21 protein-coding genes and 2 pseudogenes are annotated in these 19,623 nt (G+C 64.8%); 8 read left to right on the top strand and 15 right to left on the bottom strand.

The window, feature by feature from the left end; all coding sequences use genetic code 11:
- Nucleotides 1-11 precede the first annotated feature (11 nt).
- Both GT370_RS16645 and GT370_RS16640 read left to right on the top strand, forming a co-directional pair.
- Nucleotides 12-611 carry a phosphatase PAP2 family protein gene (locus tag GT370_RS16645; protein ID WP_270183418.1) on the top strand — a complete coding sequence of 200 codons (600 nt, stop codon included), beginning with the start codon at nt 12-14 and terminating at the stop codon, nt 609-611.
- A complete protein-coding gene (locus GT370_RS16640; protein WP_270183417.1) occupies nt 604-1,845 on the top strand; it encodes an MFS transporter in 1,242 nt (413 codons plus the stop codon). Before GT370_RS16645 ends, GT370_RS16640 begins: the two co-directional genes overlap by 8 nt.
- A 35-nt stretch (nt 1,846-1,880) precedes the next feature.
- On the opposite strand, the pseudogene GT370_RS16635 reads toward GT370_RS16640, so the two are convergent.
- From GT370_RS16635 to GT370_RS16615, 5 genes and pseudogenes are all read right to left on the bottom strand, one after another.
- Nucleotides 1,881-2,524: pseudogene (locus GT370_RS16635) on the bottom strand (CoA transferase subunit B).
- Nucleotides 2,525-2,527: 3 nt separating this feature from the next.
- On the bottom strand, nt 2,528-3,238 hold the full coding sequence (locus GT370_RS16630; RefSeq protein ID WP_008494977.1) for a CoA transferase subunit A: 711 nt from the start codon (nt 3,236-3,238) through the stop codon (nt 2,528-2,530).
- A 98-nt stretch (nt 3,239-3,336) separates the two neighbouring features.
- A pseudogene (locus GT370_RS16625) lies at nt 3,337-4,508 on the bottom strand (acetyl-CoA C-acetyltransferase).
- 38 nt (nt 4,509-4,546) lie between these two features.
- Entirely contained in the window at nt 4,547-5,611 is a 1,065-nt protein-coding gene (locus GT370_RS16620) for an alpha/beta fold hydrolase (protein WP_240376673.1), read from the bottom strand.
- Nucleotides 5,565-5,876 (bottom strand): hypothetical protein, encoded by a 312-nt coding sequence (locus tag GT370_RS16615; protein WP_008494973.1) that lies wholly within the window; start codon nt 5,874-5,876, stop codon nt 5,565-5,567. The genes GT370_RS16620 and GT370_RS16615 overlap by 47 nt, the downstream gene beginning before the upstream one ends.
- A 157-nt stretch (nt 5,877-6,033) precedes the next feature.
- Between GT370_RS16615 and phaR the strand changes: the two genes are divergently transcribed.
- Together phaR and GT370_RS16605 are read left to right on the top strand one after the other, a co-directional pair.
- Complete coding sequence (gene phaR / locus GT370_RS16610; RefSeq protein WP_008494972.1) at nt 6,034-6,609, top strand: polyhydroxyalkanoate synthesis repressor PhaR; 576 nt, start codon at nt 6,034-6,036, stop codon at nt 6,607-6,609.
- 59 nt (nt 6,610-6,668) lie between these two features.
- Nucleotides 6,669-7,295: an ankyrin repeat domain-containing protein gene (locus GT370_RS16605; RefSeq protein ID WP_144052800.1), complete on the top strand. Its 627-nt coding sequence runs from the start codon at nt 6,669-6,671 to the stop codon at nt 7,293-7,295.
- Between the two features lie 137 nt (nt 7,296-7,432).
- Here GT370_RS16605 and mltG read toward each other — a convergent pair whose 3' ends face one another.
- The 6 genes from mltG to fabD all read right to left on the bottom strand — a co-directional run bounded on the left by mltG (nt 7,433) and on the right by fabD (nt 11,774).
- Nucleotides 7,433-7,924 (bottom strand): endolytic transglycosylase MltG, encoded by a 492-nt coding sequence (gene mltG / locus GT370_RS16600; protein WP_270184418.1) that lies wholly within the window; start codon nt 7,922-7,924, stop codon nt 7,433-7,435.
- Complete coding sequence (locus GT370_RS16595) at nt 7,828-8,334, bottom strand: endolytic transglycosylase MltG (protein ID WP_270183416.1); 507 nt, start codon at nt 8,332-8,334, stop codon at nt 7,828-7,830. The genes mltG and GT370_RS16595 overlap by 97 nt, the downstream gene beginning before the upstream one ends.
- A gap of 71 nt (nt 8,335-8,405) precedes the next feature.
- Nucleotides 8,406-9,668, bottom strand: coding sequence for a beta-ketoacyl-ACP synthase II (gene fabF / locus GT370_RS16590; RefSeq protein ID WP_008494969.1), 1,263 nt, complete (start codon nt 9,666-9,668; stop codon nt 8,406-8,408).
- Between the two features lie 39 nt (nt 9,669-9,707).
- Nucleotides 9,708-9,947, bottom strand: a complete 240-nt coding sequence (locus GT370_RS16585; RefSeq protein ID WP_008494968.1) for an acyl carrier protein — start codon at nt 9,945-9,947, stop codon at nt 9,708-9,710.
- A 132-nt stretch (nt 9,948-10,079) separates the two neighbouring features.
- Nucleotides 10,080-10,817 carry a 3-oxoacyl-[acyl-carrier-protein] reductase gene (gene fabG, locus GT370_RS16580; RefSeq protein ID WP_008494966.1) on the bottom strand — a complete coding sequence of 246 codons (738 nt, stop codon included), beginning with the start codon at nt 10,815-10,817 and terminating at the stop codon, nt 10,080-10,082.
- Complete coding sequence (fabD, locus tag GT370_RS16575) at nt 10,818-11,774, bottom strand: ACP S-malonyltransferase (RefSeq protein WP_008494965.1); 957 nt, start codon at nt 11,772-11,774, stop codon at nt 10,818-10,820.
- 183 nt (nt 11,775-11,957) lie between these two features.
- On the opposite strand from fabD, the gene GT370_RS16570 reads away from it, so the two are divergent.
- Nucleotides 11,958-12,230 (top strand): GCG_CRPN prefix-to-repeats domain-containing protein, encoded by a 273-nt coding sequence (locus GT370_RS16570; RefSeq protein ID WP_008494964.1) that lies wholly within the window; start codon nt 11,958-11,960, stop codon nt 12,228-12,230.
- A gap of 40 nt (nt 12,231-12,270) precedes the next feature.
- On the opposite strand, the gene GT370_RS16565 is transcribed toward GT370_RS16570, so the two are convergent.
- Entirely contained in the window at nt 12,271-12,669 is a 399-nt protein-coding gene (locus tag GT370_RS16565; RefSeq protein ID WP_256378783.1) for a DUF1489 family protein, read from the bottom strand.
- A gap of 20 nt (nt 12,670-12,689) precedes the next feature.
- Nucleotides 12,690-13,709 carry a ketol-acid reductoisomerase gene (gene ilvC, locus GT370_RS16560; RefSeq protein WP_008494962.1) on the bottom strand — a complete coding sequence of 340 codons (1,020 nt, stop codon included), beginning with the start codon at nt 13,707-13,709 and terminating at the stop codon, nt 12,690-12,692.
- A gap of 211 nt (nt 13,710-13,920) precedes the next feature.
- Here ilvC and GT370_RS16555 point away from each other — a divergent pair, with 211 nt between their 5' ends.
- Nucleotides 13,921-14,727 carry a hypothetical protein gene (locus GT370_RS16555; RefSeq protein WP_270183415.1) on the top strand — a complete coding sequence of 269 codons (807 nt, stop codon included), beginning with the start codon at nt 13,921-13,923 and terminating at the stop codon, nt 14,725-14,727.
- A 44-nt stretch (nt 14,728-14,771) separates the two neighbouring features.
- On the top strand, nt 14,772-15,002 hold the full coding sequence (locus tag GT370_RS16550) for a hypothetical protein (protein ID WP_270183414.1): 231 nt from the start codon (nt 14,772-14,774) through the stop codon (nt 15,000-15,002).
- Nucleotides 15,003-15,147: 145 nt separating this feature from the next.
- Here GT370_RS16550 and GT370_RS16545 read toward each other — a convergent pair whose 3' ends face one another.
- A complete protein-coding gene (locus tag GT370_RS16545; RefSeq protein ID WP_270183413.1) occupies nt 15,148-16,362 on the bottom strand; it encodes a DUF6892 domain-containing protein in 1,215 nt (404 codons plus the stop codon).
- A gap of 30 nt (nt 16,363-16,392) precedes the next feature.
- Between GT370_RS16545 and GT370_RS16540 the strand changes: the two genes are divergently transcribed.
- Nucleotides 16,393-16,857, top strand: coding sequence for a hypothetical protein (locus GT370_RS16540; RefSeq protein ID WP_205619809.1), 465 nt, complete (start codon nt 16,393-16,395; stop codon nt 16,855-16,857).
- On the opposite strand, the gene ppc is transcribed toward GT370_RS16540, so the two are convergent.
- Nucleotides 16,755-19,547: a phosphoenolpyruvate carboxylase gene (gene ppc / locus GT370_RS16535; protein ID WP_039885382.1), complete on the bottom strand. Its 2,793-nt coding sequence runs from the start codon at nt 19,545-19,547 to the stop codon at nt 16,755-16,757. The two genes, GT370_RS16540 and ppc, sit on opposite strands and share 103 nt — an antisense overlap.
- Nucleotides 19,548-19,623 lie beyond the last annotated feature (76 nt).

The raw sequence follows: 19,623 nt of genomic DNA, 5'->3' as shown, positions 1-19,623 counted from the left end.
CCGTCTGTGCTGTGGAGCGCCGCGGCGGGGGCGTCGCGGCTTTGTCGGTCATTTGCATATTCACGCTGGACCAGAGCGTGGCCCTGTTCTGGGCGCAGCATAAAGCGCCAAAGCCGCTGTTCCAGGCAATGGCCGCCCCCTCCCTGCTGAGCCTGCCGATGGCCGGGCTGGTGCTGCTGGCGGCGTTAAGCCAGCGGCTGCGCGGCCAGGCCGGCCCCTCGCGGCTTTGGCTGGCGATGGCGCTGGCCACCCTGGCCGCCACCGCCGCCAAGGATGAGCTGAAATGGATGTTCGGCCGCGCCTGGCCCGGCACTTTCCTGAAATTCGGCGATGCCGGCTTTCATCCCTTCGCGCAGAGCGTCTGGTATGGCGCCTTCCCCTCCGGCCACACCTCTTATGCCGCCGCCCCTCTGGCGGTGCTGTGGGTGCTGCGGCCACGGTGGCGGCCGCTCTATGCCGCACTCCTGCTGGCGGTGATGGCCGGGCTGGTCTGCGCGGATTATCATTTCGTCTCGGACGTGCTGGCCGGGCTGCTCACCGGGACCTTCTGCGCCTGGGGCGCTTTGGTACTGACGGCGCCGCGCCAGGGCCCGGTGCCGCGCCGTGGATAAGCGCGCCGGCTTCTGGCCGATCTTCATCACCCAGGCGCTGGGCGCGCTGAACGATAATCTGTTCAAGACCGCTCTGGTCGTGCTCGCCCTCTACAAGCTGCCGGCGGGGATGGCGGGCGCGCTCTCCGCCCTCTCCGGCGGGGTGTTTCTGCTGCCTTATATCCTCGTCTCCGCCCCGGCCGGGCAGCTGGCCGATGCGCATGACAAGGCGCGGCTGATGCTGCTGACCAAATATTGGGAGCTGGGGCTGATGCTCCTGGCGCTGGCCGGGTTTCTCAGCGGCAGCTTCATCCTGCTGCTGGCCGTGCTGCTCGGGCTGGGGCTGCAGGCTTCGTTCTTCTCGCCGCTGAAATACGGGATTTTGCCCGAGCGCTTCACCGGCGATGCGCTGGTGCGGGCGAATGGCGGCATCGAGGCCGGGACCTTTGCCGGCATCGTCCTCGGCACGCTGGGCGGCGGGGCGTTGATTACCGCGCCACATGGCGTCTGGCTCGCCCCTGGCGTGGCGATCGCGCTGGCGCTCGCCGGCATTGCCAGCGCCCGCGCCATTCCGCGCGGGGCGGCCAGCGCGCCGGGGCTGCGCACGGAGTGGCGGCTCTGGCGCGCCGGCGTGGCCCTGCTGCGCGAGGCCTCGCGCATCCGCCCGGTCTGGTTCGCCTGCTGGGGCATTTCCTGGTTCTGGGCGCTGGGGGCCAGCGTGCTGGCGGCCTTCCCGGTGCTGGCCCGCACCCGGCTGCTGGCGGATGCGCATGTGGTGACGCTGCTGCTGGGCATCTTCGCCATTGGGGTGGGGGTGGGCGCGCTGCTGGCGGCGCGCTTTGTGCACACAACGCGGCCGCTGCGGCTGGTGCTGCCAGCGGGGCTGGGCTTGAGCCTGTTCATCGCGGATTTCGCCAAGTGCAGCGGCCACATCGTCGCGCCGGACATCGCCGCCCTGCTGGGGCAGTTTGCCGGCTGGCATCTGCTGCTGGATCTGGCCGCCCTGGCGCTCTGTGGCGGGCTGTTCTCCGTGCCCTTCTACGTGCTGCTGCAAACCGCGAGCCCGGCGGCGGCACGCGCACGCATGGTGAGCGCCAATAATATGCTGAACGCGGCAGCGACCTTGGCAGCGGGCGGGCTGGAGGCGCTGGCTTATGCGAAGGGGGTGGGGTCGGGGACGATTTTGCTCGTGACCGCCCTACTCAATCTGCTGGTTATGGTCTGGATTTGGCGGAAAGAGGCGGGAACTTTTTGAAAAAAGTTCCCGCACCCTCAAAAACTTTTGAAACTTTAGGCTAAAGCCACGGCGAAGTCGGCTTCGGTTTTTGCTTTGATCTCTTCAACCGTGACATCCGGCGCGTGTTCGATCAGCACCAGGCCGGGCCTCTCGCCCTTCCTCACCTCGAACACGCCGAGATCGGTGATGATCTTGCTCACCACCCCCTTGCCGGTCAAAGGCAGAGAACATTCCTTCAGAATCTTCGCCTCGCCCTTGGCGGTATGCTCCATCAGCACCACCACGCGCGATACGCCGGCGACGAGATCCATCGCCCCGCCCATGCCCTTCACCATCTTGCCCGGCACCATCCAATTGGCGAGATCGCCAGTCTCCGCCACCTGCAGCGCGCCGAGAATGGAAATATCGATGTGCCCGCCACGGATCATGCCAAAGCTCTGGGCGGAATCGAAAAAGCTGGTGGTCGGCAGCGCGGTCACTGTCTGCTTGCCGGCATTGATCAGATCCGCATCCTCCTCGCCCTCATAAGGGAACGGCCCATGCCCAGCATGCCGTTCTCGGATTGCAGCTGGATGGTCATGCCCTCGGGAATATGGTTGGCGACCAGCGTGGGAATGCCGATGCCGAGATTCACATAGAACCCGTCTTCAAGTTCGGCGGCGGCCTTGGCGGCCATGTCGTCGCGGCTCCAGGGCATGGATCAACCCTCCTTCTTGCGCACGGTGCGCTGTTCGATGCGTTTTTCGATGGTGGCGGGCTTCACGATCTTCTTCACGAAGATGCCGGGCGTGATGATGTGATCCGGGTCGATCTGCCCCGGCTCGACGATCTCCTCAACCTCGGCCACGGTGAATTTCGACGCCGTCGCCATGATCGGATTGAAATTGCGCGCCGTCTTGCGATAGACGAGATTGCCCTCGGTATCCGCTTTCCAGGCGTGCACGATGGAGAGATCCGCGAACAACCCGGTTTCCATCACGTAATGGCGGCCGTTGAATTCCCGGGTTTCCTTGCCCTCGGCGATCTGCGTGCCATAGCCGGTGGCGGTGAAGAAGGCCGGAATCCCTGCCCCGCCGGCACGGATGCGCTCGGCCAGCGTGCCTTGCGGGTTGAATTCGATCTCCAGCTCCCCGGCAAGGAATTGCTTGGCGAAAGTGGCGTTCTCACCGACATAGGATGAGATCATCTTCCGGATCTGGCGCGTCTCCAGCAGAATGCCGAGCCCGGCGCCATCGATACCGGCATTGTTGGAAATCACGGTGAGATCCTTCACCCCGGACTCCCGGATCGCCTCGATCAATGTCTGCGGAATGCCGCACAGGCCGAACCCGCCGGACATGATCGTCATACCGTCGAACAACTTGCCCTTCAGGGCCTCCACGGCATTGGGAGAGACTTTGCTGACCGCCATGTTTCCTCGCTTCGCTTGCGTGCCTCGTAAAAGGTAAGATGGCACGAGACATTAAAAAACCCCAGGCCTTGGCCTGGGGTTTGATATTTTCGAAAAGCCTAGCGCTCGACGCACATGGCGACACCCATGCCGCCGCCGATGCACAAAGTCGCCAGACCCTTCTTGGCATCGCGGCGCTTCATCTCATGCAGCAGCGTGGTGAGGATGCGCGCGCCCGACGCGCCGATCGGATGGCCGATGGCGATGGCGCCGCCATTCACATTCACCTTCGCCGGGTCGAGACCCAGCTCCTTGTTCACCGCCGCCGCCTGCGCCGCGAAGGCCTCGTTGGCTTCGATCAGGTCGAGATCGCCAACCTTCCAGCCGGCGCGCTCCAGCGCTTTCTTGGAGGAGGGGATCGGCCCGGAGCCCATCAGCGCCGGGTCCACGCCGGCGGTAGCGAAGCTGGCGATGCGCGCCAGCGGGTGAGGCCGCGCGCCGCGGCTTCCTTGGCACTCATCACCACCAGAGCGGCAGCACCGTCATTGATGCCAGAGGCATTGCCGGCGGTGACGGTGCCGTCCTTGGTGAAAGCGGGGCGCAGCTTGGCCATGGTCTCGGCGGAGGCGTCGTGACGGATATATTCGTCATTCTCGACCACCACCTCGCCCTTGCGCGAGCTCAGCGTCACCGGGGCGATCTCGTCCTTGAACTTGCCGGCCTTCTGCGCCGCGGCGGCCTTCTGCTGCGAGCCCAAAGCCAGCGCGTCCTGCTCGTCGCGGGTGATCTGCCAATGCTTGGCGACGTTCTCGGCGGTGATGCCCATGTGATAGCCGTTGAAGGCGTCCCACAGACCGTCCTTGATCATGGTGTCGATGAAGCTCATATCGCCCATCTTCTGCCCGGCGCGCAGATAGGCGGCATGGGTGGAGAGGCTCATGCTCTCCTGGCCGCCGGCGATGACGATCTTGCTCTCGCCGGAGGCGATCTGCTGGGCCGCCAGCGCCACGGCGCGCAGGCCCGAGCCGCAGACCTGGTTGATGCCGAAGGCGGTCTTGCTGTCCGGAATGCCGGCGGCGCGGGCGGCCTGGCGGGCGGGGTTCTGGCCCTGGGCGGCGGTCAACACCTGGCCCAGGATCGCCTCATCGATATCTTCAGGGGAGAGGCCAGCCTGGGCGATGGCGGCCTTCAGCGCGACGGTGCCCAGCACATGCGCCGGGGTGGTGGCGAAGGCGCCATTGAAGCTGCCAACCGGGGTACGCGCCGCGGAGACGATGACGATATCTTCCATGTCCTGGTTTCCTTTTATCAGTCTCGTAGTCGTTGCACTCACGATAGACCGAGCACCCAATCCGCGAAAGGCCGCCAAAGCGACGTTTGCGCATGGGTGCCGGCCACCATGCCGATATGCCCTGCCTGCGGCTCGATCACCGTGACATGGCGCAAACGCGCCGCCAAAGCCCGGGCCGAGCTGGCGGGCACCAGCCGGTCCCGCGCCGGAATGGCGCAGAAGGCGGGCATCTCCAGCCGGGCCGGGTCCACCGCCAGCCCGGCCACCCGCCATTGCCCGCGCGCCGTGGCATTGGCGCCGTACCAGCCGGAGAGTGCCTCGCGCGCCACCGGGGCGGCCAGCGGCACGCCATCGGCCAGCCAATCCTCCATCGCCACGAAGCGCCGGGCGCGCGCGCTGGCTTTGTCCTGCCCGGCGAAATCCCGGTATTTCTCGCCCACCCCGAACGGATCGACCATGGCGAACATCGTATTCAGCGCGTCGATCGGCAAAGTGCCGGAAAACTGCATCGTCGCTTCCATGAAGGGCACCATCTCGGCGACACGCCGCGCGGTATCCGCATCCTCGGCGTGAAAATCCCAGGGTGTGGCGAGCAGCGCCAGCGCCTTCACCCTGGCCGGGACGCGCAAGGCGGCGGCCAGGGCCAGCAGCCCGCCCATGCAATAGCCGGCCAGCACCACCGGCCCCTCCAGCGCCGCCAGGGCGCGTTCCAGCCGGCCGGCGATGTAATCGGTGAGGGAGAAGCGCCGCTCCACCTCGCCCGGCCAGCCCCAATCCAGCAGATAAGGATGCAGCCCTTGCCCGCTCAGCCAGCGCAGCATCGAGGCGTTTTCCATCAGATCGAGAATATAGGCGCGGTTGATCAGGCTGGGGACGAACAGCACCTTGGTGCCCTCCCCGCCATAATCCAGCACCCGGCTCTCGCCTTCCTCCCAGATCGCCGGCGGGTCGCGCATCTCGCGCACATAGCCATCCCGGCGATAAGCGGCGATGCCGGCAATCAGCGCCTTGTCCTGGCGCAGCATCTCCCGGAACAAAGCTTCAACCGCCTGCGGGTCAGCCAGCGTCTCGCCGGTCGAGAAGCTGGGCCAGACGCTGTTCAAGTTCAGCGACGCGGCGGCTGAGCCGCTCGACCTCATCCAGGCCAGGCCCAGATGCAGCAGCAGCGGGCGCGGGCCGCACCGGCTGAGCGGGGCGGGAGCTTCCGGGCGGGGGCTCATGCGGCATCAGCGCCGCGGCGGCGGCCGCCGCCTGCGCCCAGAGCGCCAAGGTTGCGGCCCAGCACTCGCGCAATTCGCGGTCCGCCGCCATCGCGGTCAGCTCGCTCTGCCAGACGGCCACGAAGTCCTTGGCCAATGTCTCGTCCATGCGCCATGAAATCCCTGCCGGTGCTCCTGCCCCTTGTAACCCGGCCCCGGCACATTCGCCAGGAATGCCATGCAAGGCCAGCCTGTGCAGCGCACAAATTTCGTGTTTTTATGGTCTGGTACATTGTCTCATCACGAATCGGGATGGAAGAAAAACCATGAATGAAACGGTCCAGTCCACGCCGCAGCCCGTCATCGTCAAGAAATACGCCAACCGGCGGCTCTACAACACCGAGAGCTCCAGCTACATCACCCTGGAAAACCTTGCCGAAATGGTGCGCAATAACCGCGATTTCGTGGTCTATGACGCCAAATCCGGGGATGACATCACCCGCTCGGTGCTGACCCAGATCATCGTCGAGGAAGAGGGCAAGGGCAACGCGCTGCTGCCCACCACCTTCCTGCGCCAGCTCATCGGCGTCTACGGCACCGAGATGCCGGGGCTGATGCCGAAATATCTGGAGCAGGCGATGGCCAATTTCATGCGCCAGCAGGAAAGCGTGCGCGAGACCGTGACCAAGACCTTCGGCCCGTTCATGCCGCCGGGGGTTGAGGATATGGGCCGGCGCAACATGGCGATGATGGAGCGGGCGATGACGCTGTTCTCGCCCTTCTACGGCAATGAGGCGAAGCCGGAGGCGCCGCAGGACAGCCAGGAAGAGATCGCCAGCCTGCGCGCCGAGGTGGAGCGGCTGCAAAGCGAGCTGGCGGCGCTGAAGGCAAAACAGAAGTAATCCGCCGCGCCCTGCATGCGCATGGACGCCATCCTGCGCATGCAGTACAGAGCATGGCCATGAAACGTGCTCATTCCCTTGCCTTGGGCTTTACCCTTTGCGTCTTCGCGCCACCCGCCTTCGCGCAAATGGCCGGCGGCTTGGGCTCTGGCATGAGCATGGGCGGCGCCGGCGGCGCGCCTGCCCCGAAAATGGAGCCGCGCGCACCCCAGATCGCCCCGAGCGGCCTGCCGGGCGTGGGCAATATGGCCCCGCCCTCCACCGGGCCGCAGCTGAAGGCGCCCATCGGCGGCGACCCGACGCAGGAGCTGTTCACCGCCATCAGCAAGAATGATTACGGCTCCGCGCAGGACGCGATCAGCCGTGGCGCGCAGCTTTCCGCTAAGAACCAGTTCGGCGAGACGCCGATCGATATGTCGATCGCGCTGAACCGCAACGCCATCACCTTCATGCTGCTGGGCAGCCGCAACGAGATCGCGGCGCAGGGGGGCAGCGGCACCATGGGTAAGCCCTGGACGCTGAACAACGCCCCAGCCGCCCCGGCAAAGGGCAGCAAGCAGGCGAAATCCCATAAGCAGGCCCCGATGCAACCGGCCAAGGCCAGCCCCGCGCCGCATTACGGCAATGCCGGCACCGGCACGCCTGACCCGCAGGCCGGGTTCCTGGGCTTCGGGCCGAAGGGCTGACCAAAAAAAAGCGGCACCAAAAAACTTTTGCGAATTTTAGAGCAATATGTGTTTGGGTTGACGCGCCAGCGTCAGGATAAGCATATGAAATTGCTCGCTAAAACAAAACTAGAGCCTCAAGCTAAAAGCTTGAGGCTCTAGCGGTTTTGGTTCCAGAGATGTTGGATGTTGTCCAGCTGCTGTTTCAGCCCGGTTGAAAACACCGAGCGGCCGGTGCCATCCTTGGCGGCGATGAAATAGAGCGCATTACTCCGCGCCGGATGCAGCACCGCCTGCAGCGCCGCCTCCCCCGGATTGCAAATCGGCCCGGGCGGCAGGCCCTGGACAACATAGGTATTGTAGGGCGAATCCAGCGCCAGATCCGCCTTGGTGATGCCGGTCCCGCCCGATTGCTTGCCGTCCGTGGCCGCATAGATCACCGTCGGGTCCGCCTGCAGCTTCATCCCCGCCTTCAGCCGGTTCTCATACACCGCCGCGATCATCGGCATGTCGCTCTCCAGCGGCGTCTCCTGCTGGACGATGGAGGCCAGGATCACCGCCTGGGCCGGACTGTCCAGCGGCACGGCAGGGTCGCGCCCCGCCCACAGGCTGGCGAGCTTGCCCTGCATCGCCGCCTCGGCCCGGGCCAGAATGGTATGGCGTGGCGTGTCATAGACATAATCATAGGTCTGCGGCAGCACCGCCCCTCGGCCGGCGGCGCCACATGGCCCGTGGCCACCGGCAGAGCATTGAGGATATCGGCGATCTGGCTGCCGGTCAGCCCTTCCGGGATGGTGGCCTGGTGCTGCACCTCGGCGCCATGGCGCAGAATATCCAGGATCTGATGCAGGCTGGCATGCTGGGGGAAGAGATATTCGCCCGTCCGCAACGGCCCTTGGCCGCGGGTGAACCAGGCGGCGGCGCGGAAGATCAGCTTATAGTCGATCACCCCGGCCTTCGCCAGGGTGGAGGCGACCTGTTGGGTGCCGCCGGGCGGCACCATCAGGATCAGATCCGAGCGCCCGGCACCCGGGCCGTCATAACTCTCGTGAACCGCCATCCGCCCGCATTGATCGCGGTCAGCAGAACCAGCAGGACGAGAAAGAGACGGCCCCGCCAGCGCAAGATGGATCAGTTGGCCCGCTTGAACAGGATGGAGGCGTTGGTGCCGCCAAAGCCGAAGCTGTTGGACAAGGCCACGTCAATCTTGCGCTCCTGCGCAGTCAGCGGCACGCGGTTGACCACGGACTCACGGCTCGGATTATGCAGGTTCAGCGTCGGCGGGGCGATATTGTCGCGGATCGCCAGGATCGAGAAGATCGTCTCCACCGCCCCGGCGGCGCCGAGCAGATGCCCGATCGCGGATTTGGTGGAGGACATCGCGACCTTCTTGCCATGCGCGCCGAACATGTTCTCGACCGCTTCCAGCTCCAGATCGTCGCCCATCGGGGTCGAGGTGCCGTGCGCGTTGATATAGTCGACATCTTCCGGAGACAGGCCGCCATTCTTGAAGGCCGCCTTCATCGCGCGGAAGGCGCCGTCATGATGCTCGGCCGGCGCGGTGATGTGATGCGCATCGCCGGACATGCCATAGCCGCCGATCTCAGCGTAGATCTTCGCACCGCGCGCCTTGGCGTGCTCGTATTCTTCCAGCACCACCACGCCGGCACCCTCGCCCATCACGAAGCCGTCGCGGTCCTTGTCCCAGGGGCGGGAGCCTTCGGTCGGGCGGTCGTTGAAGCCGGTGGACAGCGCGCGCGAGGCACAGAACCCGGCAATGCCGAGCGGGTTCACCGCGGCTTCGGCGCCGCCGGCCACCATCACATCCGCATCGCCATAAGCGATCAGACGCGAGGCATCGCCGATGGCATGCACGCCGGTGGCGCAGGCCGTCACCGCCGAATGGTTCGGACCCTTGAGCCCGTAGCGGATGGAGACCTGGCCGGAGATCAGGTTGATCAGAGCCGCCGGGATGAAGAAGGGGGAGACGCGCTTGGCGCGGCCTTCATGCACCATCACCGAGGTCTCATAGATGGTCTGCAGACCACCGATCCCGGAGCCGATCATCACGCCGGCGCGGTATTTCTCTTCCTCGGTCTCCGGCACATAGCCGGAATCGGCCATCGCCTGGGCCGCCGCCACCATGCCATGGTGGATGAAGCGGTCCATCTTCTTCACTTCCTTGGCCGGAATCCATTCCGCCAGATCGAGACCGCCCTCGGCGCTCGGCCCCGCCGGGACCTGCCCGGCGATTTTCGCCGTCAGCTCCGTGGTGTCGAAGGATTGGATGGCTGAAATGCCGGATTCACCGTTAATCAACCTCTTCCAGACATGTTCGACCCCCACCCCAAGCGGGCAGACGATCCCCATACCTGTTACGACAACACGGCGCATGCGAACTCCTTGGACGGCTTTAGGGAAGCGAAAAGGGCCTTATTCGGCCTTCTGCTTCTCGATATAGTCGATCGCGTCCTTGACGGTGGTGATCTTCTCGGCGGCATCCTCGGGGATTTCCACGCCGAAGGCTTCCTCGAACGCCATCACCAGCTCGACCGTGTCCAGCGAGTCAGCGCCCAGATCGTCGATGAAGGAAGCTTCCGGGGTCACCTTGGCTTCGTCCACGCCGAGATGCTCGACAACAATCTTCTTAACCTTGTCGGCGATTTCGCTCATCGAAATATCACTTTCCTGCTGGGTTGGCTTTGCCCCGGAACGGATTTGCGGCCGCCACCGGGTCAGATTTGTTAAAAACGTCAGACAAGGCGGCGCTTAGCATGGTTTTTCACGCGCCGCCAAGCCAGGGGATCAGGACATTGCCATGCCGCCATTCACATGCAGCGTGGTGCCGGTCACCCAGCCCGCCTCTTCCGAGGCCAGATAGAGCACGGCGGCGGCGATATCCTTCGGCGCGCCGAGCCGGCCGAGCGGGATTTTACCTGATAGATCAGCGCGCTGCGCCTCGTTCAGCGCATCGGTCATCGGGGTTTCGATGAAGCCGGGGGCGACGAGGTTCACGGTGATCCCGCGCGAGGCGACTTCCTGCGCCAGGGACTTGGTCAGGCCGATCAGGCCGGCCTTGGCCGAGCAGTAATTTGCCTGGCCGGGATTGCCGGTGGTGCCCACGATGGAGCCGATATTGATGACGCGCCCGGCCTTGCGGCGGAGCATGAATTTCAACGCGGCGCGGGAGAGGCGGAAGGGCGCGGCGAGATCGACATTGATCACCTTCTCCCAATCCGCGTCCGACATGCGCAGCACCAGCCCGTCCTTGGTCAGGCCGGCATTGTTCACCAGAATATCGACCTTGCCCATCGCGGCTTCCGCGTCGGCGATCAGCCTCGCGGCTTCCTCGGCCACCGAGAGATCCGCCGGGAGCACATGCACGCGCTCGGCCAGCTCGGCGGCGAGCGTGTCCAGCGCCTCACGGCGGGTGCCCGACAGCGCGACGACAGCGCCTTGCGCATGCAGCGCCCGGGCGATTTCCGCGCCGATACCGCCGGAGGCGCCGGTGACGAGGGCGGTTTTACCAGTCAGATCAAACATTTACAGAACCTTCAGCACAGCTTCGATATCGGCGGGGCTGCCCACCGGGGTGGCGCTGGCCTCCGGGGCGATGCGCTTCACCAGCCCGGAGAGCACCTTGCCGGCGCCGATTTCGTAGAAATTGGTCACGCCGAGCTTCACCATCTCCTCCACGCTTTCGCGCCAGCGCACGGTGGCGGTGACCTGCTCGACCAGCAGATCGCGGATCTGGCTGGGGTCGCTGGCCTTGGCGGCGGTGACATTGGCGATGATCGGCAGCACCGGGGCATGCGGCGGGGCGTTGGCGAAGGCTTCCGCCATCGCATCCGCCGCCGGGGCCATCAGCGCGCAATGGAAGGGGGCGGAGACCGGCAGCAGCATGGCGCGCTTCACCCCCTTGGCCTTGGAAATCTCGATGGCGCGTTCCACCGCCGCCTTATGGCCGGAAATCACCACCTGGCCGCCGCCATTATCATTGGCGCAGGCGACAGTTTCGCGGCCATTCGGGCCATCCTCGGCCTCGGCGCAGATCTCGCGGGCCAGCTCCATCTCTACCCCCAGCAGCGCCGCCATGGCGCCCAGCCCGGGGCCGACCGCTTTCTGCATCGCCTGGCCGCGCAATTTGAGCAAGCGCGCCGCCTCGGCCACCGAGAACGCGTCCACCGCCGCCAGGGCGCTGTACTCGCCCAGGCTGTGCCCGGCGGCGACGATGATCTTTTCGTTGAGCTTCAGCCCGCCTTCCTGCTGCAACACCCGCAGCACGGCGAGCGAAACCGCCATCAAGGCCGGCTGCGCATTCTCGGTCAGGGTCAGCTCATCGGCGGGGCCTTCGAACATCAGCTTGGAGAGCTTCTGCTTCAGCACCTCGTCCACTTCCTCGAACACATGCCGGGCGGGGGCGAAGGATGCGGCCAGATCCCGGCCCATGCCGACAGCCTGGCTGCCCTGACCGGGGAAGATAAAGGCGTTTACCGCCATTCGTCAGACTCCTTTGGTTCCCGGCGCACCTAGCATGGCTCAGGCGAGACGCAAAATTTCGCCGTTCCCCGCCACCACCGGCGCTCTCCGTTTTGTAACAAGACGCTTAGCCCCGGCGCATCGTGCCGCCACATTCTCCGGCTTATGTACCAAGGCGTTCCGCGTTCCACTGACGAGGTACAGATGAAAAAATTACTCACGAGCGTTTGCGCCCTGGGCCTGTTATGCGGCACCGCCGCTGCGGCGAGCGCCGCGCAAGGCTGCGGCCCCGGCTGGCACCGCGACCCTTACGGGCATTGCCGCCCGAACCGCCCGCCACCGCCGCGTGGCCCCGGCGTGGTGGTGGTGCCGCCCGGCCTGGTGATCGGCCATTATTATAACGGCCATGGCTATTGGGATGGGCACCGCTACTGGCGACATCGCCGCTGGCACCATAATGGCTGGGCCTATTACTAAGCTTGAATGAGAAACGCCGCCCGTGGGGCGGCGTTTGCGTTTACAGCAACGCGAGAGCGGCCAGCGCCCGGCGCATCGAATCCGGCATCTCCTCCGCCCCCTTGCCCATGGCGGCAAGATCGGCCGGGGCGTCCTTGGGGTCGAGATAGCGCCAGCCCTGGAAGGCGCGCATCGCCCGGCCCTCAACGCGAATCAGCTCCGGGTGCAGCACCAGCGCGGCGCAGGCGCTGCCATCCGCCTCGGTGTCGGACAGAATATCCAGCACAAGCTGGCGCACCATGATGACGCCGTTCACCACCCAATAGAGCGAGCCGCCATCCAGGATCTCGTCCCGCCGCTTGGGCATATGGCGGGTGAAATGACGTAACGGCGGCATCTCTGCCGCCGTTTTCTTCTGCCAGGCGGCCAGGTGCGAAACATCCTTCGCCCCCGCCGCCAGCTTGATCAGATGAACCGTGATTAGTTCTTAGCCTTATCGACCAGCGCGCCCTTGGAGATCCAGGGCATCATGCCGCGCAGCTTCGCACCCACTTCCTCGATCGGGTGGGCGGCGTTGCGGGCGCGCACGGCCTTGAAGCTGGCCTGGTGCACCTTGTTCTCCAGCATCCAGTCGCGGGTGAAGCGGCCGGTCTGGATGTCTTCCAGCACCTTCTTCATCTCGGCCTTGGTCTCGGCGGTGATGATGCGCGGGCCGGTGACATATTCACCATACTCGGCGGTGTTGGAGATCGAGTAGTTCATGTTGGCGATGCCGCCCTCATAGATCAGGTCGACGATCAGCTTCACCTCGTGCAGGCACTCGAAATAGGCCATCTCCGGGGCGTAGCCGGCCTCGACCAGCGTCTCGAAACCGGCGCGGATCAGCTCGACCAGGCCGCCGCAGAGCACGGCCTGCTCGCCGAACAGATCGGTCTCGCATTCTTCCTTGAAGGTGGTCTCGATGATGCCACCCTTGCCGCCGCCATTCGCGGAGGCATAGGACAAAGCGATCTCGAAGGCGTTGCCGGACGGGTTCTGCGCCACGGCCACCAGGGTCGGCACGCCGCCGCCCTTCAGATACTCACCGCGCACGGTATGGCCGGGGCCCTTCGGGGCGACCATGAACACGTCGATATCCTTGCGCGGGTCGATCAGGTTGAAATGCACATTCAGGCCGTGGGCGAAGGCGATGGCGGCACCCTCGCGCAGGTTCGGGGCCAGATCCTTGTAGTACAAATCAGCCTGGCCCTCATCCGGGGTCAGCACCATCACCACATCGGCCCATTTCGCGCACTCGGCCGGGCTCATCACCTTCAGCCCCGCACCTTCCGCCTTGGCAACGCCGGCGGAGCCAGCGCGCAGACCGATGGCGAGTTCCTTGACGCCGGAATCCTTCAGGTTCAGCGCATGGGCATGGCCCTGGCTGCCATAGCCGATGATGGCGACCTTCTTGCTCTTGATCAGATTAACGTCGGCATCCCGGTCGTAATAAACGCGCATGTCTAGGGTTCCTGGTTGGTCTTGGAAAATACTGGCGGCTCACCTAGCGCGTTATGACGGCCCTGTCACCCGCCTTCCGGCTGATTTCCGGCATGCCAGCCTCCCACCACGCGCAATGTTATTTCCATCAGAGGCCACATTGTGGAATTTTTGGACTATTGCCTGCGAGCTGGCGCGCTCTTTTAATGCTTCGCAACGATCAGAGGTCTCCATGGCAGATACACCCGCGCCTTTCACCTTGCATTACCGGGCCGGTTTCGCCACCGCCATGCTCGCCTGCGGATTGCTGATGACGCTGGGCGGCGTTTTCATCGTCATCGGCAGCCTCGTGCTGTTCCGCCCGGCGGCGATTTTCGCGGGCATCTTCATGGCCATTGGCGGCATCAGGTTGCTGCGGCGCTATGCCGGGGCGTTCCGGCGCCGCAATGCCGCCTTCGACGTCACGCCGGAGGGGATCAGCTTCCTCGGCCCCCAGGGCTATCACATCAGATGGAGCGATGTTCTGGGGCTGCATGTCTGCCGGCGCCGGGGTAAAGCCTATGCCATCTATATCTACCTCTCGGAAAATCCCTCCAGCGCGCTGTTCATCGGCGATACCGACCCCCGCGCCGCCCTGTTCACCGCGCATCGCGCGGAATCTCCCCACCAGCTGCATCTGCGGCTGTCGCATTTCAACCTGCCGGGCGGCGGCGAGATTGAGGCCGCCTTCCGCGCTCTGGCGCCCCGCAATGGCGCGTTTCCGCCTCCCGCAAAAATTCTGAATGGGCATTTTTCTGAGCTGAACTGGATGCTGCTCGGCACCGCGCTTAGCCTCATCTTCACCACGACCATGTTTGCGATTCTGTATGGAGACGTGTCCAACGGCACGCTTGCCTTGGTCTGCGGGCTGATGCTGGCGCCAATTTTGTTCGCCTGGGGCCTGGGGCAGCTGCGTCGGCGTTCGCCCAACTGGGCCACCCCCCGGCTCATCGCCTATAATGGCATGCTCTATGTGCCGGCAGCCCCGCTGGGGCGGTGAAATTGTCGGACATCATCAATGTCCGACGGAAGATGGGGATGCTGATGCTGTATTTCGCAACCTGCCAGGAGCGGGTGCGAGATTACCAGTTCAACACACTCGGCCTGTTCGCGCAGATCCGCATCACCACACAGGGCAACACACGCGCCGCCCTGGCGGCCTATTTTACCGCGCTGCATCTTTGGGAGACCGGGAAAACGTTGAACTACAAGAAAATCCGGGCGGAACAGAAACAACGCCGCCAGGATATGAAACGGCGCACCCAGCGCAGCTAGAGCAATATATGTTGAGGTTGACGCGTCAGCGTCAAGACAAACAAATGAAATTGCTCGGTAAAACAAAACCTAGAGCCTCAAGCCAAAAGCTTGAGGCTCTAGGCATGCCAACCCGCGACCCTGAAATGCCGCCCCGTTGAGCCGGTCAGCGATCCTCCTCCCTGACCAAGGCCACCCCTTTATCGCGCAGCGCCCTCAACAGCCGTTGGGACGGGCGGCTATTCTCTAGACCGCTGATACGGGTGAGATTGGGTAGCAACGCCAGATCCTCTATCGCCTTGGCACTGACCGCGATCGGCTCGTCCCCCGATCCGGGATCCCAAAACGGAAAAAGCTGCGCCATCACCCGCGCGCCGCCATCCAGCCCACTCGATTGGTGCAGCGTTTCAACACAGGCCAGGGCGTCCTCAGGGATCGGCAAATTTTTGAAATAGCGCGCCACCTCGGGGATGATCGCGTAGCCATCCTCCTCCACTGAAATCTCGCGCTTGGTATATTCGGCCGCGAAGGACGCGAGATCGAAAACCGGCAGCAGGCGCTTCTGGCGATACATCAGCTCCTCGATTACCAGCAACTTCAGACCAAAATCCCGGAAGCGGTTTTCGGCGGGCGCGGGCATCGGGAAGCGCTTGGGGCGGCGCGCCCAGGCGTCCGCCTCACCCAGCAATGTCTGGAGTTCGGGCCTGCACTTGGCAGGAAGTTTGGCGCAAATCGTTTTCACCGCCCGGCGCGCGGCGGTTGAAACCGCCAGCGCCTGCACGCCGGCATCGTGCCGGCGGCGCGCCCATTCCGTAAAATCGGTTTCGACCAGATGGCGTTCGGCTTCAGACTGGCGCAGAAACCTTGTTTCGATGTTCGATTCCGCCGCCGGTGGAGCGCGATCTTTCCCGACGTTCAGCCGGTGGATTGCCACGGCGATATCACGGTCCAGCGCCTCCAGTCTTTCGGCTTGCGACACCGGGCGGATATTCAGCGGCTCCAGCACTGCGGTTTCGATAAACAAGCGCAGCCGATCCTGCGGCCACGACCCGGCATCGTGCAAAACAGCCTTCAAAATCTCGGCATTTTGTATCCTGAGCGGCGTCGTGAACGGTGTTTGGCCCAGCATCTCGTCAAAAAAATCGCCTATGGGGCCGCTGTGCCCTTGCCCGCGCTCAAGCAGATAAAAGCGAATCAGGTCCACCACGGACTCGACATAGCGCGGATGCGCTTCCAGGAGATGGGACAACGGACGATCGCTGCGATCAGGGAAGGCGCGGTAAAATCGTGGCAGCAAGGCAGCAACCTCTCCGAAGATCGGGTCGCGCTCATAATCAAGCGGCCGGCGCCAATAATACAGCTCGAACATCGCCGCCAGCACATCGCTCCAACACCCCGTCCGTGTCCTGAGATGGACAGCGCTGATCAGCTCATCCGGCCGGTCCAGCCCGGCGGTGAGCAGGGCGAGATGCTCGGCATGGATGGCGGCGAGCCCGGCGCTGGCCCGGGCCTTGGCGCCATGGCTGGGGAAGCGCGCCAGACCGCAGAAGCTGATAACGAATTTATACGCATCCAGCCCCGTGAACCCGATTGCGGCAGGCGCCGCGCCAAACCAGCCGCGCAGCGTGTCCATATAAAGACGATAAAGGTCCGGGACGACGCTTTCGTCCTCGCCGGCCAATATGGACCAGCGAGTCTCGATCTCGTGCAGCCCGTCAAAATCATCCGGCGATACGGCGCGCAGCTGCTCGAGGCTGGCGGCAAGCTGCGCATTCATCCGCTATTGCGCAACGCCGCCGCGGCGCCGTTGATGGAGATATGCACGCCGCGGCGGATGCGCTCGGAGGCTTCGCCATCCTCGCTCTGCTCGCGATAGCGGCGCATCATCTCCACCTGCACATGGTTCAGCGGGTCCAGATAAGGGAAGCGGTTGAGCACCGAGCGGCGCATCACCGGGTTGCGGTCGAGCAGCGCCGTCTGGCCGGTGATCTCCAGCAGATAGGCCCGGGTGCGCTCATATTCGGCGATGATGCGCGGGAAGATGCGCGCGCGCAGCTCCTCATCCTGCACCAGGGCGGCGTAGCGCGCGGCGATGCCCATATCCGCCTTCGCCAGCACCATGTCCATGTTGGAGAGCAGCGTGGAAAACACCGGCCAGTCGCGGAACATGGCCTGCAGCAGCGCCATCCCCGCCTCGCGCCCGCGCGCCGCCAGCAGCCGCTCCACCGCGCTGCCGAACCCGTACCAGCCAGGCAGCATGATGCGGCATTGCGCCCAGGAAAACACCCAGGGAATCGCCCGCAGATCCTCGATCGAGCGGCTCTTGCTGCGGCTCGCCGGACGGCTGCCGAGATTGAGCGCGGCGATTTCCGAAATCACCGTCGATTGCCAGAAATAATCCTCGAAGCCCTCGGTCTCGTAGACCAGATTGCGGTAGGCGGAAAACGCATTGTCGGAAAGCTCGCCGAGCGCGCCGACGAAATCCTCCTGCGGCGGCGCCGCCACCGCCTGGTCGGCGGTGGCCACCAGCGTCGCCGCCAGGATCACTTCCAGATTACGCCGACCAACTTCCGCATTGCCGTATTTGGCGGCGATCACCTCGCCCTGCTCCGTCAGGCGGATCTGCCCCTGCACCGCGCCGGCAGGCTGCGCCAGAATCGCCTGGTAGGACGGCCCGCCGCCGCGCCCGACCGAGCCGCCGCGGCCATGAAACAGCCTGATGCGCACGCCATGTTTGGCAAATACCTCAACCAGCCCGACCTCGGCGCGGTACAGCTCCCAGCCGGAGGTGACAAAGCCGCCATCCTTGTTGCTGTCCGAATAGCCGAGCATCACCTCCTGCACATCGCCGCGCCCGGCCAGCAGCCGGCGATAGGCCGGGGCGGCGAACAAGGTTTCCATGATCGCCGGGGCGGCGCGCAGATCCTCGATGGTTTCGAACAGCGGCACCAGATTCACATCCAGCGCCCCCTCCGCCGGGCGCAGCAGCCCGGCTTCCTTCAGCAGCACCGCCAGCTCCAGCATGTCCGACAGGCCATCGGTCTTGGAGATGATCATGGTGCGGATGCAGCGCTTGCCGTAACGCAGATGCGAGGCCCGCGCCTCATCGAAAATCGCCAGCTCCTTGGCGGTGAGCGCGCTGTAAGCGACATGGCGGGAGACCAGCGGGCGGGCGGTCTCCAGCTCCTTCAACAAAATCCCGATGCGGCCCTGCTCGTCCAGCGCCAGATAATCGGTGCCGGGCTGGGCGATGGCCAGCAGCTCCGCCACCACTTTCTCATGCACATCGGAATTCTGCCGCAGATCCAGCGGTGCGAGCGTCCAACCGAAGGCCTTGGCCGCGCGCAGCAGCGCGCCCAGCCGCCCTTGCGTGGCCAGCACCCCGGCGCCATGGCGCTCCAGCGAGCGCGCCACCACCAGCAGATCCGCGATGAAATCCTCCACCTGCGGATAAGGCTGCGCCTGCACCCCGCGCACGGAAGCGGAGATGGAGCCGGTATGCTCGCGGCCCAGCAGCGCTTCATAAGTGGCGGCCAGCCGCGCCTGCACATTCGCCAGCGCCAGCCGGTAGGGCTCATCGGCGCGGTGCTCGGATTGATCCGGGGAGTTGTCGGCCAGGGCGCGCAGCTCCGGGGTCACGTCGACCAGCAACATGGCGAAAGAGAGTTCCTGGCGCAAAATCCGCGCCTCGGCGATGTAATGGGTCAGTGCCTTGTCGGCCTGGGTGGCCAAAGTCTGGCGCAACACGTTGGCATCCACGAACGGGTTGCCGTCACGGTCGCCGCCGATCCAGGTGCCGACTTCCAGGAAGGCCGGCAACTCCGCCAGCCCGGCCCCGGTGGCGCGCTCCACCGCCGCATAAAGCTTCGGCACCTCGGCGAAGAAGGTGGCATCGAAGAAGGTCAACGCGTTGGCGACTTCGTCCAGCACCGAGAGCTTGGACATGCGCAGCATCCGCGTCTGCCACAGCGTGAGCACCCGGGCGCGCAAGGCGGCCTCGATCTCGGCGCGTTCCCCCAGCGTATCCGCCAGCCGGTCGCGCCGGGTCAGCAGCCCGGCGATCGCGTCCAGGCAATCCAGGATGGAGCGGCGCTGCACTTCCGTCGGGTGCGCGGTGAGCACCGGAACGATATAGGCGCCGCCGAAAAATTCCTTCAGCCGGGCTTCGTCATAGCCATGCGCGCGGGCCTGGTTCAGCCCGCCGGCCAGTGAATCCTCACGCGGGCCGGCGCCGGCGATCAGATGCGCGCGCCAGCGGCGTGTATGGTGATGATCCTCGGCGATATTGGCGAGGATGGAGAAATAGCCGAAGGCACGGGTGACACGGTTGATCTCGGCATCGGAGAGCCCGGCCAGAATCTGCTCCAGCTCCGCCTGGGCGGATTTATCCTCGTCGCGATGATAGCGCACGGCGAGCTGGCGGATGGTCTCGATCAGCCCGTAGCTCGCCGGGCCGTCAATGGCGCGGATGGTATCGCCGAGGATGCGCCCGAGCAGGCGAATATCCTCACGCAGGGCCTCATCGAGGGACTCAGAACGGTGCTTTTGCACTTCAGACGTATCCATGCGCGTATCAAACGCGCTTATCACATTCACGCAAGCATTTTTTGCAGCGCAACAAAAAGCCGCTCCCCAGGGGAGC

This window comes from Acidocella sp. MX-AZ03 (assembly GCF_027626035.1).
GTDB lineage: Bacteria > Pseudomonadota > Alphaproteobacteria > Acetobacterales > Acetobacteraceae > Acidocella > Acidocella facilis.
Note: the sequence above shows the minus strand (reverse complement) of the source record. Positions and strands in the feature narration are given on the sequence as shown.